This window comes from Geomonas sp. Red276 (genome assembly GCF_054784495.1).
In genome coordinates, this window is sequence record NZ_BLXW01000013.1 from 20,358 (window position 1) to 35,109 (window position 14,752).

Here is a 14,752-nt window from a genome sequence, read left to right on the forward strand (position 1 = left end):
ATGGGGACTGCTTGAATGATTCTACAGAAAAATTGCGTTTTGTAAAACTCTTTGTATAACCGTGCCGTTATTGCTGATCGGCATCGAGGACACTAATAAAAAAAATGGGGAAGGTTTCCCTTCCCCATTTTCCTGTTACTTAGCCGGCCAGATCCTAGTGGTCGATGGCCTTTGCCATGCCTATACCGGTGTTCTGACGTACGTAGACCTCGTCGAACATCTCCTCGGAGCGGCGGTTCGGGAAGGCCAGGGCGCCGATGATGGCGGCCAGGAAGCCGAGCGGGATGGAGACGATGCCCGGGTTCTTCAGGGTGAAGAGCGGCTTGTCGAGGCCGACGATGGAGGTGCCGTCCTGCTTGGCATCCTCACGGGCCTTGGCGAGAGCCTTGGCGTCTTTCTCGGAGAGGGTTGCGCCTGCCGGCAGGGCAGCCTGCTTCTTCTCCATGGCGGCGACCACCTTCTTGGCACCGGCGGCGGTCACCTTCGGGTAGGTCATGTTCGGGGAGACCAGCACCAGCGCGATGGAGCAGACGGTGCCGACCACGAGGCCGGAGATGACGCCGGCGGTGTTGAACTTCCTCCAGAAGAGCGAGAGGACGACGACCGGGAGGTTGCCGGAGGAGGCGACCGCGAAGGCCAGTGCCACCAGGTGGGCAACGTTCTGCTTCTCGGCGGCGATACCGATCAGGATGCCGCAGGCGCCGACCACGAAGGAGGTGACGCGGGCAGCGAAGACCTGCTCGTGCTGGTCGGCGTGGCCGTCCTTGATCACGTTCACGTAGATGTCGTGGGCGATGGCGGCGGAGGCGGCGAGCACCAGGCCGGAGACCACGGCGAGGATGGTGGCGAAGGCGACGGCGCAGAGGAAGGCCAGGAAGAGGTCGCCGATGACCGGAGCGATGTCGGCACCCATGACCTGGGCCAGCATCAGGGTAGCCATGTTGCCGCCGGCGTCGACCGCGGTGATCGCCTGCGGGGTCAGGTTGATGGCGGCGCCGAAGCCCAGGAGGGTGGTCAGCACGTAGAAGCCGCCGATGATGAACATGGCGATGATGACCGACTTACGGGCGGCCTGGGCGGTCGGGACGGTGAAGAAGCGCATGAGGATGTGCGGCATGCCGGCGGTACCGAACACGAGGGCCATACCGAGCGAGATCTGGTCAAGCGGGTTCTTCATGTAGAGGCCGGGCTCGAGGAAGCGCTGGCCGGCATCGATACCGGAGAGGATGACGCCGTCTTTCAGGACCAGCTTGGAGACGTGATCCTGGATGTTCGGGTTGTTGACGATGATGTCGAAGAAGCCGATCGGGTTGAAGCCTGCCTTGGCCATGACCAGGATGGAGAGGAGGATCGCGCCGGACATGAGGAGGCCTGCCTTGATGATCTGGACCCAGGTGGTGGCGGTCATGCCGCCGAAGACGACGTAGCCGACCATCAGGATGCCGACGCCGATGATGGACATCTTGTAGGGGATGCCGACCAAAAGGGCCATCAGCTTACCGGCACCGACCATCTGGGCGGTGAGGTAGAAGGTGGAGACCGATACGGTGGAGATGGCGGCGAAGGCGCGGACCGGCTTGGGGGAGGTACGGAAGGAGAGGATGTCCCCCAGGGTGTACTTGCCGGCGTTACGGCAGGGCTCGGCGACGATCAGGAGCACGGTGATGTAAGCCACCAGCCAGCCGACCGAGTACATGAACCCGTCATAGCCGTAAAGCGAGATGAGGCCGGAGATACCTAAGAAGGAGGCTGCCGACATGTAGTCGCCGGCGATCGCCCAACCGTTCTGGGTACCGGTGATGCCGCCGCCTGCGGCGTAGAAGTCTGCCGCGGTCTTGGTCTGCTTGGCGGCCCAAACGACGACGCCCATGGTGATGGCGATGATGATAGCGAACAGGCCGATGGTGATGGTCCTGTTGGTCTTGAGCTCGTGCTTCTTCTCGGGCTGGGCCGGAGCGGGTGCGGCTACCGCGGATTTCTCGACGGCGGCCCCGGGGGCGGCGGCGGTGGCGGCCGGAGCGGCTCCCTGGGCAGCGGGAGCGGTTGCTGCGGCGGGGGCGGCTGCGGGTGCCTTGGCGGGCTCTTCAGCAAAGGCGGCACCGGCGATAGAGAGTGCCAGCGTGGCGGCGATGAATATCTTCTTCATGGTCATGTGTCGTTCCTCCTTTCCTAAAGATGCAGTTCGTCGATCAGTTCCCTGGTCAGCCGGTCGAAGTCCTTGTTGGCGACGTGGGAGTAGTAGAGCGCGATCCCCCAGGATACGAAGAACTGGGAAAGAGCGAACATGTACCCGAAGTTGATGACGCCGATGATCTTCACCTTGAAGATGCCGGGGGTGTAGGCTGCACCCAGGGGGAGCAGGAAGTAGTACACGCAGCTGAAGATCCACCAGCCGAACAGGAAGGCGGTCTTTTTGTGGTGAAGTTCCACGAATTTTGGATTCTTTGCGATTGCGGCCCAGTCGTACTTTTTCTCTGCCATGGTTGTCACTCCTTTCTTGATAAATGCACTGTTGTGGTGGCGGCGTCCCGCCCCGTGTTCGTCAGGTTTCGATAACTCCTCCTTTTTTGAAAAATTTTGTGATCCCGTTTCAGCTAAGCGCTGCTTCTATTCTGGAGCCAAAAATGTTCAGCCGTTTTACTCGCGTTGCCTGTTGCTAACTTGTTGAAAAACCGACCGTTCCAATGTTGTTGAGATGCCGGGAGGTTGGTGTTGGTTCTGAAACACCGTCTCATTTTCCAACCCTTTGCGTCACTTTTACCACATGATTTTAAAATGTACAATAAAAATAAACGCCGTTTTAAATCTTGCAAGTAACAAAAATGAAGGGGCTGAAGCCCCTGGTTCGCACTAAATATTCAAAATCACGACAGTAAATGAAAAAATTGGGGGTAAATTATTTTTTATTTTTGTTGGGGGCCATCCCGGTGCGTCGTTGTGACGCCGTTTCCTTGGGGTGCCGCTGCGATTCCTGAAACGGTGTCGCATTTTATTTCCGGCTTTTGCCCGCATGCTTTCTCGCCTCGGCAGGGTAGCGAAGATTGACTATCTGCCTGGGTGTACGCTCTCACTATGCTGGAATTTAACCGGATATCGCGTCTTTGGCGACCAAGGTTTCCGCCTTTTAAAGAGAGCGCGGATGGCCTGTGCGAGTATCGCACTGTCATAGCCAAGTACGGGCCATCATCAATAACAGCAACTTAATTTTCTTATGATGCCAGCTCCCTTAATGACCAAGGATAGGTTGTTTCATTAGGATGTCAACGGCGTGAAGTAATAAAAAAAGGGAGGGCCTTTTTCGGCCCTCCCTTTTACAGGAGTCTCTCATATTTCGGTTAAAACTGTTCAGCGTTTGAGCATACCCAGTGACTTCGACGGTCCATTCATCCGGATGGCCGCCGAAAATTCCATCCAGAAGATGAGATAGATTGAAATCATCAGCGACAGTCCGATGTTGGCGTTTTCCGGACCCAGTGTATTCGAAAGGATGGGGGAGGCGAAGCCGGCTCCCAGGGTGCCGGTGGCCCGCTCGAGGAGGTAGAATACCGGCAGCGTGAAGAGGGTGCCGGCCACCATGATGCCGATCCCGCGTCCCCGTTTGACCCAGTACTTCGGGGAGAAGCCGTACATCCGCATGAAGATCACCACCAGGATGATCCAGACCGAGTAATCGACGGCGGCGTCGGGGAGGGCGAGCTTGTTCTTGACCAGCGCCACCTCGAGGATGGTCACCGCGAAGAGGAGTACGAACATCCAGTTGAACTTCTCGTTGGCCTGGGTCTGCCAGTTCCTGCTGTCCGGCGCCGCGGTCTCGCGGGCGCTGTGGTTGGGGGTCCCCAGGGCGGAGAAGAGGATGGCGAACCAGATGCCGGCGTTATGGAACAGCAGCGAGGCGTGGTTTCCGGCCACGTTGGCGATCCGGGACATGGGATCGCGGGCGAAGTCGGCGGCGATCCGCATCAGGAAGAGATTGACGATGATCGAGCACATGGCGATCACCGCCAGGGTGAAGATCCTTCTGGGGAGGAGGTAGGGATCGATCCGGTCCGGGAAGCCCAGGATGAAGGCCAGCCAGATCAGGTACATGATGAGGGGGATGCCGAGGCAGATCCCGTACACGGAGTTCCCGGCGAAGTCCCCGGCCTGGGCGTAGATCAGGTACTTCTCCCGGGCGTTGGGATCGGTGTTGACCGCCTTGACGATCTCTTTGGAAACCTTGTTCACGTGGGGCAAAAGCCCCATGGCGTACCAGCCGTTGTCCCCCTTGGTGGTGTCGACCACCCAGTACTGGTCTCCCATCATTTCGTCCAGACCCTGGAAGACCCTGAGTGAGAAGGTCGCGCAGATGACAACCACCACGAGAAGGAGTATGGCGTTCGATATTTTCATCGGCATCTCGTGATCCTCCCGAACATGCGGGCGGCGCCCCCGGGGGAGCGCCGTCTGAAGTCCCTGCTATTCCTTGTGAGTGGTCCAGAACATCGAAACGGCGTTGGCGGCGAACAGGCCATAGAGCCACATGGTGTTCCAGGCGGGGCCGGACCAGTGGCTCCCGCGCCCGCCTCCCACTACACCGGAGGCGATCACGATACCGATCATTGCGGTGAAGGCAACCATGGCCACTGCGCGAAGGATGGCGCTGTTGCGCCAGGTATGCCGCTCAAGTTCCTCGATCCTTGAAAGCAGTTCCAGTTCTCTTTCGCTCATTGCCTTGCTCCTTTTCAGGTTGATACCGGCGCGGTCCGTCGACCTGCCGTACAAGCGGAGTGGGTGCCTAAACGGCGCAGAGGCCGCCGTCCAGAAGCTCGGCCGGGACCCGTTCGGAGAGTTCCCGGTACTTGAGGCATTCCTGGTAGCGGCAGCTGCAGAAGCGGATGATCTGGTTGACGTCATAGGGCGAAATGTAATCGCACCCGACGTCGCAGTAATCATCGTTCTTGCCGTAGAAAGGGCACACGCTGTTTTGCTGCTGCATAGATCCTCGAATGCCTGACACATGGTGACAGATCAAGAAAGGTGACATCGCTGATTAAGCAACCACCGTACCAAGTGGCCGCTTGGGAACGGTACTTTTAAAAACAACGTAATTACGGGTAATTGCCGCGGCGGGTTGCCGCTTACCCTTCCGTGAGCGTCAAGTGTGCATTTGCAAAAGCGCAAACAATATTAAAGTGTTCTATCGACAAGGGGGCGGGGAGCCGGTCGCGTGTATACACGGCGGTGAGGTGAAATGTTCAACGGTTACAGGTTGTTATCGTGAAAAACGAGGAGGGAATTGCTGGTTTTTGCAGAAGTGCAAACGGCGACGCCCCCTTTTGCATCGGTGCAAAAGGGGGCGTCGCATTTTAAAGGCTGCCCTCACCCGGCCTTCGGCCACCCTCTCCCCCATGGGGGAGAGGGGATTTATATGGCCAGGTTATTGGGAGGGCGGTATGAGAGGGAATCAGGCGTTGTACTCGTCCTTGCGGATGCCGTACTTCTTTATCTTGCGGTAAATGGTGGCCATGTTGGTGCCCGCCTCGCGGGCGGCGGCCTCCACGTTGCCGTGATTCTTCCTCAAAAGGCCACGCAGGTATTCGGTCTCGAAGCGGGTGAGCGCCTTGTTGTATTCCCCCTCCTCGACGGGCCCCTCGGCTTCCACCGGCTCGGCGGGGGCGAGCTCGACGAACTGGGAGAGCACGGGGAGGGTGATGTAGTCGCTGTCCTCCAGGGCGATGCAGGCCTCGATGACGTTCTTTAACTGGCGGATATTGCCGGGCCAGGTGAATTCCACCGCCGCCTCCAGGGCGTCGTGGGCGAGCCCCTTGATGTGGGTGCCGAACTTCTTGTTCTGGAGGCGGATGAAATGGGCCGCCAGCAGGGCGATGTCCCCCTTGCGCTCCCTCAAGGGAGGGAGGTGGAGGTTGATCACGTTGAGGCGGTAATAGAGGTCCTCCCGGAATTCGCCTGCCTTGATGCCCGCCTTCATGTCGGCGTTGGTCGCGGATATGATCCGCACGTCCACCTTGATCGGGTTTGGGTCCCCGATGCGGTGGAATTCCTGTTCCTGGAGGAAGCGCAGCAGGGTCTTCTGCACCTCCATGGGAAGGTTCCCTGCCTCGTCGAGGAAGAGGGTGCCGCCGTCGGCGGTCTCCAAGAGGCCGCGCCGGTTTTCGGTGGCTCCCGTGAAGGCCCCTTTCTTGTAGCCGAAGAGTTCGCTCTCCAAAAGCGAGGCGGGGAGGGCGCCGCAGTTGATGGCGACGAACTTCTTGTCTTTTCGCGGGGAGTTGTAGTGGATAGCCTGGGCGATCAGCTCCTTGCCGGTTCCCGACTCGCCGGTAATGAGGACCGAGGTGTCGCGGACGGCGAGCTTTTCCACCTTCTCCAGCACTTCTTTCAGCGAAGAGGAGGCCCCGATGATGTGGTCGAACTGGAAGCGTCCCACCAGCTCCTCCCTAAGCTCCCGGTTCTCCTCGAGGAGTTTGGTATGGGAGAGGGCGTTTTTGACCCGGTAGAGGAGCTCCTCCGGTTCGAACGGCTTGGTGAGCATGTCGTAGGCCCCCTTTCTCAGGGCCTGGATGGACATCTCGACGGTGGCGTAGGCGGTCACCATGATCACCGGGATGGCGGGATCCTTCTGTTTCACCTTCTGGAGGAGCTCCAGGCCGTCCATGCCCGGCATCTTGATATCGGTGACGACCAGGTCCCACTGCCCGGGCTGGAAGGTTTCCGCCGCCTCGAAGGAGCGGGTATAGGCGGTCACCGCGTAGCCGTTGTCGGAGAGGACCGCCTCCATCATGCGGCAAAGCCCCTCCTCGTTATCGACCAACATGATCCTTTTTTCCGCAGTCACGGGTTACACCTCTATCGGTACATTTTCTCCCGAGCCCCTTGGGGGGGGAGGGTGGTGAAGGCGGTGCCCAATATACCCTCGCCTAAAGGGGAGAGGGAACATGAATTTACTTAGAGTGCGTCGTACTCGTCCCGGTTGACCGGGAGGCGCACCTCGACGGTGGTGCCGATGCCGAGCTCGCTGTCGATGCCGATCTTGCCGTGATGCTGCTCCACGATCTGCTTGGTGATGGCGAGCCCCAGGCCGGTACCCTTCACCTTGGTGGTAAAGAACGGTTCGAAGATCTTCTCGATATTCTCCTGCGGTATACCGGCGCCGTTGTCGCTGAACTTGAGAGATACCGATCCATCCTCGGTCATCCCGGTGGAAACCACCAGCCTTCCTCCCTTCTGCATGGCGGCGCCGGCATTGAGGATCAGGTTGATGGCCACCTGCCGCAACTGGTCGCCGTCCACCATGACCTCGGGGAGGGAGAGATCGAACTCCTTCTGGACCGTCACATGGTGCATGTCGGTGTGGTTGGCGGCGAAATCGACGATCTGCCCCAAAAGGGCGTTGATGTCGGTCTGTTCGAGGACCGGTTTCGGGGTGCGGGCGTAACTCAGGAGGTCCTGGACGATCTTCTTGCAGCGTTTGCTCTCCCGCTTGATCTCGTGGATGTACTTGTAGTTGGGGTCCTCGGGGGTGAGTTTCCCTTCGAGATAGGCGGCGTAGCCGAGGATGACGCCGAGCGGGTTGTTGATCTCGTGGGCGACGCCGGAGGAGAGCACCCCCAGCGAGGCCATCTTTCCCTGCTGGGCGAGGTTCGCCTCCAACTCCTTGTTGTGCTTGATGATCTGGGTCATCCGGTTGAAGGCGGCCGCCAGTTCGCCGAGCTCGTCGTTGCTCTCCACCGCGATCCGCTCGTCCAGGCGCCCCTGCTTGACCTTGCGGATCACCGACATCATCCGGCTGATGGGATCGGTCATCACCCGCGCCGCCACGAAGACCAGCAGCACCGAGATGATGCTGACCAGGATGGTGAGCACGACCATGCTCTCCATGATGCGTCCCTTGATGGCGTTGGCCTCCTGGTAGAACTCGTCCTCGTAGGAGCCGACCGCCACGATCCAGTTCCACGGTTTGAAGTACTCGTAGCGGACGATCTTCATCCGCGGTTCCTTGTCCCCGGCGTTTTTCCACGGATAGCGGATCCAGCCGCTTTTTCGCTCGCACATCTCGCGGATGAAATGCTCGCCGCTGGAGTCGGTGGCATCGATGAAGTTCTTTCCCTCGCCGGTCGGGTGGATCATGAAGTTCCCGGAGCCGTCCAGGCAGAAGACGTAGCCGGTCTTCCCCACCTTCTTGCTCTTGATCTTCTCCTTGAGGGCGGCAAAGGAGCGGCGCTCGAAGTCGACGTCGTCGTAGGTCTCCTCCAGGTAGCCGCCGGCGGCGATGATCCAGTCCCAGTCCTTGAAGTAGCGGTAGGCGACCACCTTTTTCCTGAGCTTCTTGTCGCCCAGGGTGGCGTTTTTCCAGGGATAGACGATATAGAGGACCTCGCCCGGCTTGGATTTGACCGCCTTCTCGCACATCTCCCGGATGAAGTAGTGCCCCTTCTCGTCCCGGCTGTTGAAGACGTTGGCGCCTTCCTGGGCGACGTGGACCTTGAGCTCCCCTTTGCTGGTCATCACGTAGATGTAGCCGGTCTTGCCGACGTTCACCTTGGAGAGGGCGTTGTGGGCTTCGCGTTTGGCGGTGACCAGGTCGATCTTTCCCAGCAGGTATTGGCGCTGCTGGGTCCGGACCACGTTGTAGGCGAGCTCGGTGAGGGTCGCGAGGTCCTTGTTGAAGCTGTTCTCTTTGTCTTCCTTGTAGACCTGGAACTGCTGGTAGTGGGAGTTGAGGAGGTCGACCGTGTAGGCCGCCATGTGCTCCAGGTCGTCCTTGCTGGTCTGGGTGATGCCGAGGTAGGCCTGTTTGGTGGAGATGTAGCCGATGACCCCGCCGACGATGAAAATCGGGATGATCACCAGCGGGAGCACCAGCACCACCATCTTCCAGCGGAGCTTCAGGTTGTTTATGAATGCGAAGATGTATTTCTGCATGTTCTCGCCTGGAATGAGTCGAAACAGGGTTTTGCGGATATTAGCGTATACGGTAAGAGAAAGGCCAGAAATTTTTGCAGAATTGCGAAAAAAGGAAAAGCCAAAGGCGAACCGGGAACGCGGATGACGCGGATTGGACGGATTAACGCGGATTAAACTCAAAAGCTGTCGCAGTAACCTTTTTAAAAGTTTACAGACTTTGAAGTATCCGCGGCAATCCGCTCAATCCGCGTTCCCGGTTTTTGTATTGTCTCTTAATGCGCCAGACGACCTGTGCTATACTTCCCCTTCGCCGCTATACTAGTTACCCATGGAGCCCATCTTGGAAATACCCTCCTACCCGGAGTCCCGGCCGATCGCCCTCGAGGACAAGCCGCATCTGGACGCGCTTTTCTCCGCACTTAAGCCCCGCATCTCGGAGCTTACCTTCGCAAACCTCTTCCTCTTCAGGAAGGTGCACAACTACCGTCTCTCCATGGTGCGGGACTCGGTGGTCGCCTTGGGGTGCGGCTATGACCGCCGGCCCTATTTTCTCCCACCGTTCTCGGGTGACGTGATCTCCTCTGCGGTGGAACTGATCGGCCAGGGGCTCACCCTCTACGGTGCCGACGATCCCTTCCTCGAGCGGCTGGGCTCCCTCGACGGCCTGGAGGTGACCCCGGACCGCGACAACTTCGACTATCTCCACGTGAAGGAAGAGATGGCCCAGCTAAACGGCAAGGCCTACCACCGGAAGAAAAACCGGGTGAATTACTTCATGGTCCGTCACCGCCACCAGGTCGAGATGTACGGCGAGGAGCACCGGGAAGGGGCGCTGGCCCTTTTGGAGGAGTGGCGGAGGATCCGGAGCGAGCAGGGGCCGGGGTCGGCAGACCAGGAGGCCGCCGGGGCGGCGGAGGCGCTCACCCTGTACAAGGAGTTGGGGCTGTCGGGGCTGGTGATCCTGGTGGAAGGGGTGGTGAAGGGATTCGCCCTGGGCGAGTGCCTGAACGACACCACCGCGGTCTGTCACTTCGAAAAAGGGGACCTCTTCATGGAGGGGCTCTACCAGCTATTGGACCGGGAGTTCAGCAGGCTCCTCTTCACCGGCTGTACCTATCTCAACCGGGAACAGGATCTCGGGGTGGAATCGCTCAGGCAGGCGAAGCTCTCGTACCGGCCGTTGGAACTCATAAAGAAGTACCGGATCAGGAAGGGGTAACGAGTGCCTATTGCACAGGGTTCCTTCTCCTTCAAGGAGAGGGTAGGTCGCGTTGAACAGCCTCACTGTGAAACGCGACAATCATCTTCGCCACCTGCCGGGGATGTCGCGTTTCGTTCCTCAACACGACCTACTGTTGCTACCCTCGGATATTGCCAAATGAATTTAGGATGCTGTGGAAGTGTGGTTCCCCCCTTTCCGAAGGGGGGACAGGGGGGGGTGAGGTGGCGGTGGGAAGATGGTTACCGACAGATCGGCGACACCTTGAGCCGCTCTTCCAGGTATCCGCAGAGGGTGTCGGCGGCCTGGCCGAAATCTTCCATGCTTAAATCGAAGTCGGCCACCCACTCGCGGTTTTTGTAGTAGACCTTGTCGTAGTAGTCCTTGATGAGCCCTTCCATGAACGGCTCCATCTCCCAGCGCTCCAGGTTGCCCGCCAACTCGTCGCACCGCTTGCCGCCGAGCTTCTTCCTGATCCGTTCGAGGGCCTGGCCCATATCCAGCTTGTACTCCGGCCGCCCGTACTCGTCGATCAGCCGTTTCACGCGGGTCTCGATGGACGCCGAGCACCAGACCCTGATGCCGGCGGCCATCTTCTGGTAGAAGTCCCCCGGGAGACGGACCTTCCCGATCCGTTCGCTTTCCCCTTCGAGGATCACCGGCACCCCCTTCGGCGCGGTCCGCATAGCGTCCCACAACAGGGTCTCGAAGCGCTTCTGGCTGAGGGTCTGGTTAAGCCCCAGCTGCCCGAACGCCGAGCCGCGGTGGCAGGCGAGCCCCTCCAGGTCGACCACCGAGCACCCCTTATCCTTTAAGTGGGTGAGCAGGGTGGTTTTGCCGATGCCGGTCATCCCGTGCAGGACCACCAGCGGAAGCTCGGAGGTGTACGGCTCGAAGAACTCCGATACCCTGGCGCGAAAATCCTTGTATCCCCCGACGAGCTGCACGGCCTCGTGCCCGGTCAGGTCGAGGATCGAGGTCACCGTCTTGCTGCGAAGCCCCCCGCGCCAGCAGTAGACGAGCAGCGGTCTGCCGCCGGCTTTGCCGGCGATCTCCTCGACCATGGCGGGGAAGCGGTGGGCGGTAAGGGCGAGCCCGCGCTGGCGGGCGGGGTAGGGCCCCTGCTCTTTGTACATGGTCCCGATCTCCACCCGCTCCTCGTTGGTCAAAAGCGGAACGTTGATGGCGCCGGGAAGGTGGTCCTCCTCGAACTCGAGAGGGGTGCGGACATCCACCGGGAGGTGGGTGTCGAGAAGGCTTTCCGTGAAGTGAATCGTCTGAGGCAAGGCTTGCTCCGTATCTGTATACCGATTCTGCCGGCTTTTCCGGCCGGTGCCGGGGCCTCCCGGTGAGGTGCCGGACTGCCGCAACCGGTGCATTATAGGGAGATGGGGAGCGCATTGCAAGGCGGTCGTCAGGGGAGGGGAGAGAGGGGCTAAGGCGCCTTTTCTGTTGAGACCTTCTCACTAATATGGTAGCGTAACCTGTTTTTACATCCCTTTATGCAGATAGCAAGGAGATCCCATAGATGTTTGGAGCGCTGATCAAGAAGTTTGTTGGGAGTAAGAACGAGCGGGAACTCAAGCGCATGTGGCCCGTCGTAGAACGCATAAATCAGCTGGAAAACGAGATGGTCAAGCTGAGCGACGAACAGCTCAGGGCTAAGACTTTTGAATTCAAGGAGCGCTACGGCAAAGGCGAGAGCCTCGACAACATGCTCCCCGAGGCCTTCGCCGTCTGCCGCGAGGCGGGCAAGCGCGTCCTCGGCATGCGTCACTTCGACGTGCAGCTGATCGGCGGCATGGTCCTTCACTCCGGCAAGATCGCCGAGATGAAGACCGGTGAAGGTAAGACACTGGTGGCCACCCTTCCTTCCTACCTGAACGGCATCAGCGGCAAGGGTGTCCACGTGGTCACCGTCAACGATTACCTGGCCCGCCGCGACGCCGACTGGATGGGGCGCATCCACAAGTTCCTGGGGCTCTCCGTAGGGGTCATCGTGCACGGGCTGGACGACGACGAGCGCCGTGAGGCCTACGCCGCCGACATCACCTACGGCACCAACAACGAATTCGGCTTCGACTACCTCAGGGACAACATGAAGTTCGACCTGGCCGACTACGTCCAGCGCCCCTTCAACTTCGCGGTCGTCGACGAGGTCGACTCCATCCTCATCGACGAGGCGAGGACTCCGCTCATCATCTCCGGGCCGACCGAGGACTCCACCGACAAGTACTACATCATCGACCGCATCATCCCGCTCCTTAAGAAGGGGGAGATGATCGAGGTCGAGGCCAATACCCTCTCCGGCAAGAGGAAGACCTACACCGGCGACTACACCGTCGACGAGAAATCCAAGCAGGCCACCCTGACCGAGGAAGGGGTCCTGAAGGTCGAGAAGCTCTTGAAGATCGAGAACCTCTACGATCCCCGCAACATGGAGATCCTCCATCACACCCAGCAGGCGCTGCGCGCCCACGCCCTCTTCAAGCGGGACGTCGATTACGTGGTGCGCGAGAACGAGGTCATCATCGTCGACGAGTTCACCGGCCGCCTCATGCCGGGGCGCCGCTGGTCCGACGGCCTGCACCAGGCCATCGAGGCGAAGGAAGGGGTGAAGATCGAGAACGAGAACCAGACGCTCGCCACCATCACCTTCCAGAACTACTTCAGGATGTACGACAGGCTCTCCGGCATGACCGGTACCGCCGACACCGAGGCGGAGGAGTTCCACAAGATCTACAAGCTCGACGTCGTGGTCATCCCGACCAACCGCCCGCTTCTGCGCCCGGACTTCCCGGACGTCATCTACAAGACCGAGCGCGAGAAGTTCGGCGCGGTCATCGCCGAGATCAAGGAGCTGCACGAGAAGGGGCAGCCGGTGCTGGTCGGTACCATCTCCATCGAGAAGTCCGAGCAGCTCTCCGAGCTTTTGAAGAAGGAGCGGATCCCGCACTTCGTCCTCAACGCCAAGCAGCACGACCGCGAGGCGGAGATCGTCGCCCAGGCGGGGCGCAAGGGGATGGTCACCATCGCCACCAACATGGCAGGCCGCGGTACCGACATCCTCCTGGGCGGTAACCCCGACGGCATGGCCCGCCAGGAGTTCGGCGGCACCCCCGAGTCGCGGATGCGCGAGTTCATGGAAGCCTTCGACGCCGCGACCGACCAGGATCTCGCCGAGGACGAGCTGATCGCCACCCTCGCCCAGTCCTTCCCGGCCCTGGAAAAGGTGGTGGCCGGCTACGTGAGGGGGCGCGACACCTACGAGTTCGACGTGCTGGAGGAGCTGGTGCTGGCCGAGTACCAGAAACAGTTCGACCAGCTGGTGGAGAAGTTCAAGCCGATCTGCGCGGCCGAGCACGACGAGGTCATCAAGCTGGGCGGCCTCCACATCCTCGGCACCGAGCGCCACGAATCCCGCCGTATCGACAACCAGCTGCGTGGCCGTTCCGGCCGCCAGGGTGACCCCGGCTCCTCGCGCTTCTACCTGTCGCTGCAGGACGACCTCCTGCGCATCTTCGGCTCCGAGCGCGTCTCCATGATCATGGACAAGCTCGGCATCGAGGAAGGGGAGGCGATCACCCACGGGCTCATCACCAAGGCCATCGAGAACGCCCAGAAGAAGGTCGAGGCCCACAACTTCGAGATCCGCAAGCACCTGATCGAGTACGACGACGTCATGAACAAGCAGCGCGAGGTGATCTACACCCAGCGCAAGGAGATCCTGGCCGGTAACGAGATCCGCGAGAGCTTCATGGGGATGGTCGACGAGACGGTGCGCGACATCATCGCCGTCTACGCCATCGACAAGGTCCCCGCCCGCGAGTGGGACTGGAGCGGGGTCCAGGACACCATCTTCAAGGTCTTCGGCTACCAGCTCGACCTTCCCCCCGAGACCATCGAGCGTCTCACGGTGGTGAACTTCGAGGAGTTCCTGAGAAACGAGGCCCGTACCCGTTTCACCGCCCGTCTGGAGGAGTTCGGCGAGGAGCTTATGGACCACCTGATCAAGGTGATCATGCTCCAGGTCATCGACGCCCAGTGGAAGGACCACCTCCTCGGCATCGACCACTTGAAGGAGGGGATCGGCCTCAGGGGCTACGGCCAGAAGGATCCCAAGCAGGAGTACAAGCGCGAGGCCTACCAGCTCTTCATGGACATGATGGCCAGGATTCGCGAAGAGGTGGTGGAGAAGATCTTCTGGGTCCAGGTGGCCCGCGAAGAGGATCTCGTGCCGGACGAGGAGGGGGATGTCGCCCCGGTCGAGGTCCCGCAGCGGAGGACCTTCAACCTCGCCGAGGAGCGCACCGTCCTCCAGGTTCCCGCCAAGGGGGCCAAGACCGCCGGCAGAAACGATCCCTGCCCCTGCGGCAGCGGGAAGAAGTACAAGAAGTGCTGCGGGAAATAATCGCGGCAGCTTATATAATTAATTAAAGGATAGGCGGATAAGAGCCGATCCCAGTAAAAGCATCAGCCGTCTTCTCCATCCGCTCTCCCCCTCCCCTTGAGGAAGGGGCAGGGGGGGGGAGTTGGTGCGATCAAATCATAATCCCCCCTAGCCCCCCTTTTACCAAGGGGGGAACAGTTGCTGCCCGGCGAGCTACCTTCCACAAGGGGGGAAGCTCGGTT

Annotated in this window: 10 protein-coding genes; 2 read left to right on the plus strand and 8 right to left on the minus strand. The window is 60.1% G+C overall.

Annotation, left to right across the window (positions count from 1 at the left end; translation table 11 throughout):
• Positions 1-154: 154 nt before the first annotated feature.
• The 7 genes from ACYVL5_RS10835 to ACYVL5_RS10865 form a co-directional block, all read right to left on the minus strand.
• Positions 155-2,146 (minus strand): solute symporter family protein, encoded by a 1,992-nt coding sequence (locus ACYVL5_RS10835; RefSeq protein ID WP_460595588.1) that lies wholly within the window; start codon positions 2,144-2,146, stop codon positions 155-157.
• A gap of 23 nt (positions 2,147-2,169) precedes the next feature.
• Entirely contained in the window at positions 2,170-2,481 is a 312-nt protein-coding gene (locus ACYVL5_RS10840) for a DUF485 domain-containing protein (protein ID WP_250680279.1), read from the minus strand.
• A gap of 864 nt (positions 2,482-3,345) precedes the next feature.
• Complete coding sequence (locus ACYVL5_RS10845) at positions 3,346-4,395, minus strand: hypothetical protein (RefSeq protein WP_460595589.1); 1,050 nt, start codon at positions 4,393-4,395, stop codon at positions 3,346-3,348.
• Between the two features lie 60 nt (positions 4,396-4,455).
• Positions 4,456-4,707 carry a hypothetical protein gene (locus ACYVL5_RS10850; protein ID WP_250680277.1) on the minus strand — a complete coding sequence of 84 codons (252 nt, stop codon included), beginning with the start codon at positions 4,705-4,707 and terminating at the stop codon, positions 4,456-4,458.
• 67 nt (positions 4,708-4,774) lie between these two features.
• The gene (locus tag ACYVL5_RS10855; RefSeq protein WP_460595590.1) at positions 4,775-4,975 is read right to left on the minus strand and encodes a hypothetical protein; all 201 of its coding nucleotides are present in this window, start codon (positions 4,973-4,975) and stop codon (positions 4,775-4,777) included.
• Positions 4,976-5,443: 468 nt separating this feature from the next.
• Entirely contained in the window at positions 5,444-6,832 is a 1,389-nt protein-coding gene (locus tag ACYVL5_RS10860; protein ID WP_460595591.1) for a sigma-54-dependent transcriptional regulator, read from the minus strand.
• A gap of 110 nt (positions 6,833-6,942) precedes the next feature.
• On the minus strand, positions 6,943-8,919 hold the full coding sequence (locus ACYVL5_RS10865; protein ID WP_460595592.1) for a cache domain-containing protein: 1,977 nt from the start codon (positions 8,917-8,919) through the stop codon (positions 6,943-6,945).
• A 322-nt stretch (positions 8,920-9,241) separates the two neighbouring features.
• On the opposite strand from ACYVL5_RS10865, the gene ACYVL5_RS10870 reads away from it, so the two are divergent.
• Positions 9,242-10,120 carry a DUF2156 domain-containing protein gene (locus ACYVL5_RS10870; protein ID WP_460595593.1) on the plus strand — a complete coding sequence of 293 codons (879 nt, stop codon included), beginning with the start codon at positions 9,242-9,244 and terminating at the stop codon, positions 10,118-10,120.
• Between the two features lie 242 nt (positions 10,121-10,362).
• Here the strand turns inward: ACYVL5_RS10870 and mnmH are convergent, their stop codons facing one another.
• The gene (gene mnmH, locus ACYVL5_RS10875; protein ID WP_460595594.1) at positions 10,363-11,406 is read right to left on the minus strand and encodes a tRNA 2-selenouridine(34) synthase MnmH; all 1,044 of its coding nucleotides are present in this window, start codon (positions 11,404-11,406) and stop codon (positions 10,363-10,365) included.
• Between the two features lie 242 nt (positions 11,407-11,648).
• On the opposite strand from mnmH, the gene secA reads away from it, so the two are divergent.
• Entirely contained in the window at positions 11,649-14,531 is a 2,883-nt protein-coding gene (gene secA / locus ACYVL5_RS10880) for a preprotein translocase subunit SecA (RefSeq protein ID WP_460595595.1), read from the plus strand.
• Positions 14,532-14,752: the final 221 nt, after the last annotated feature.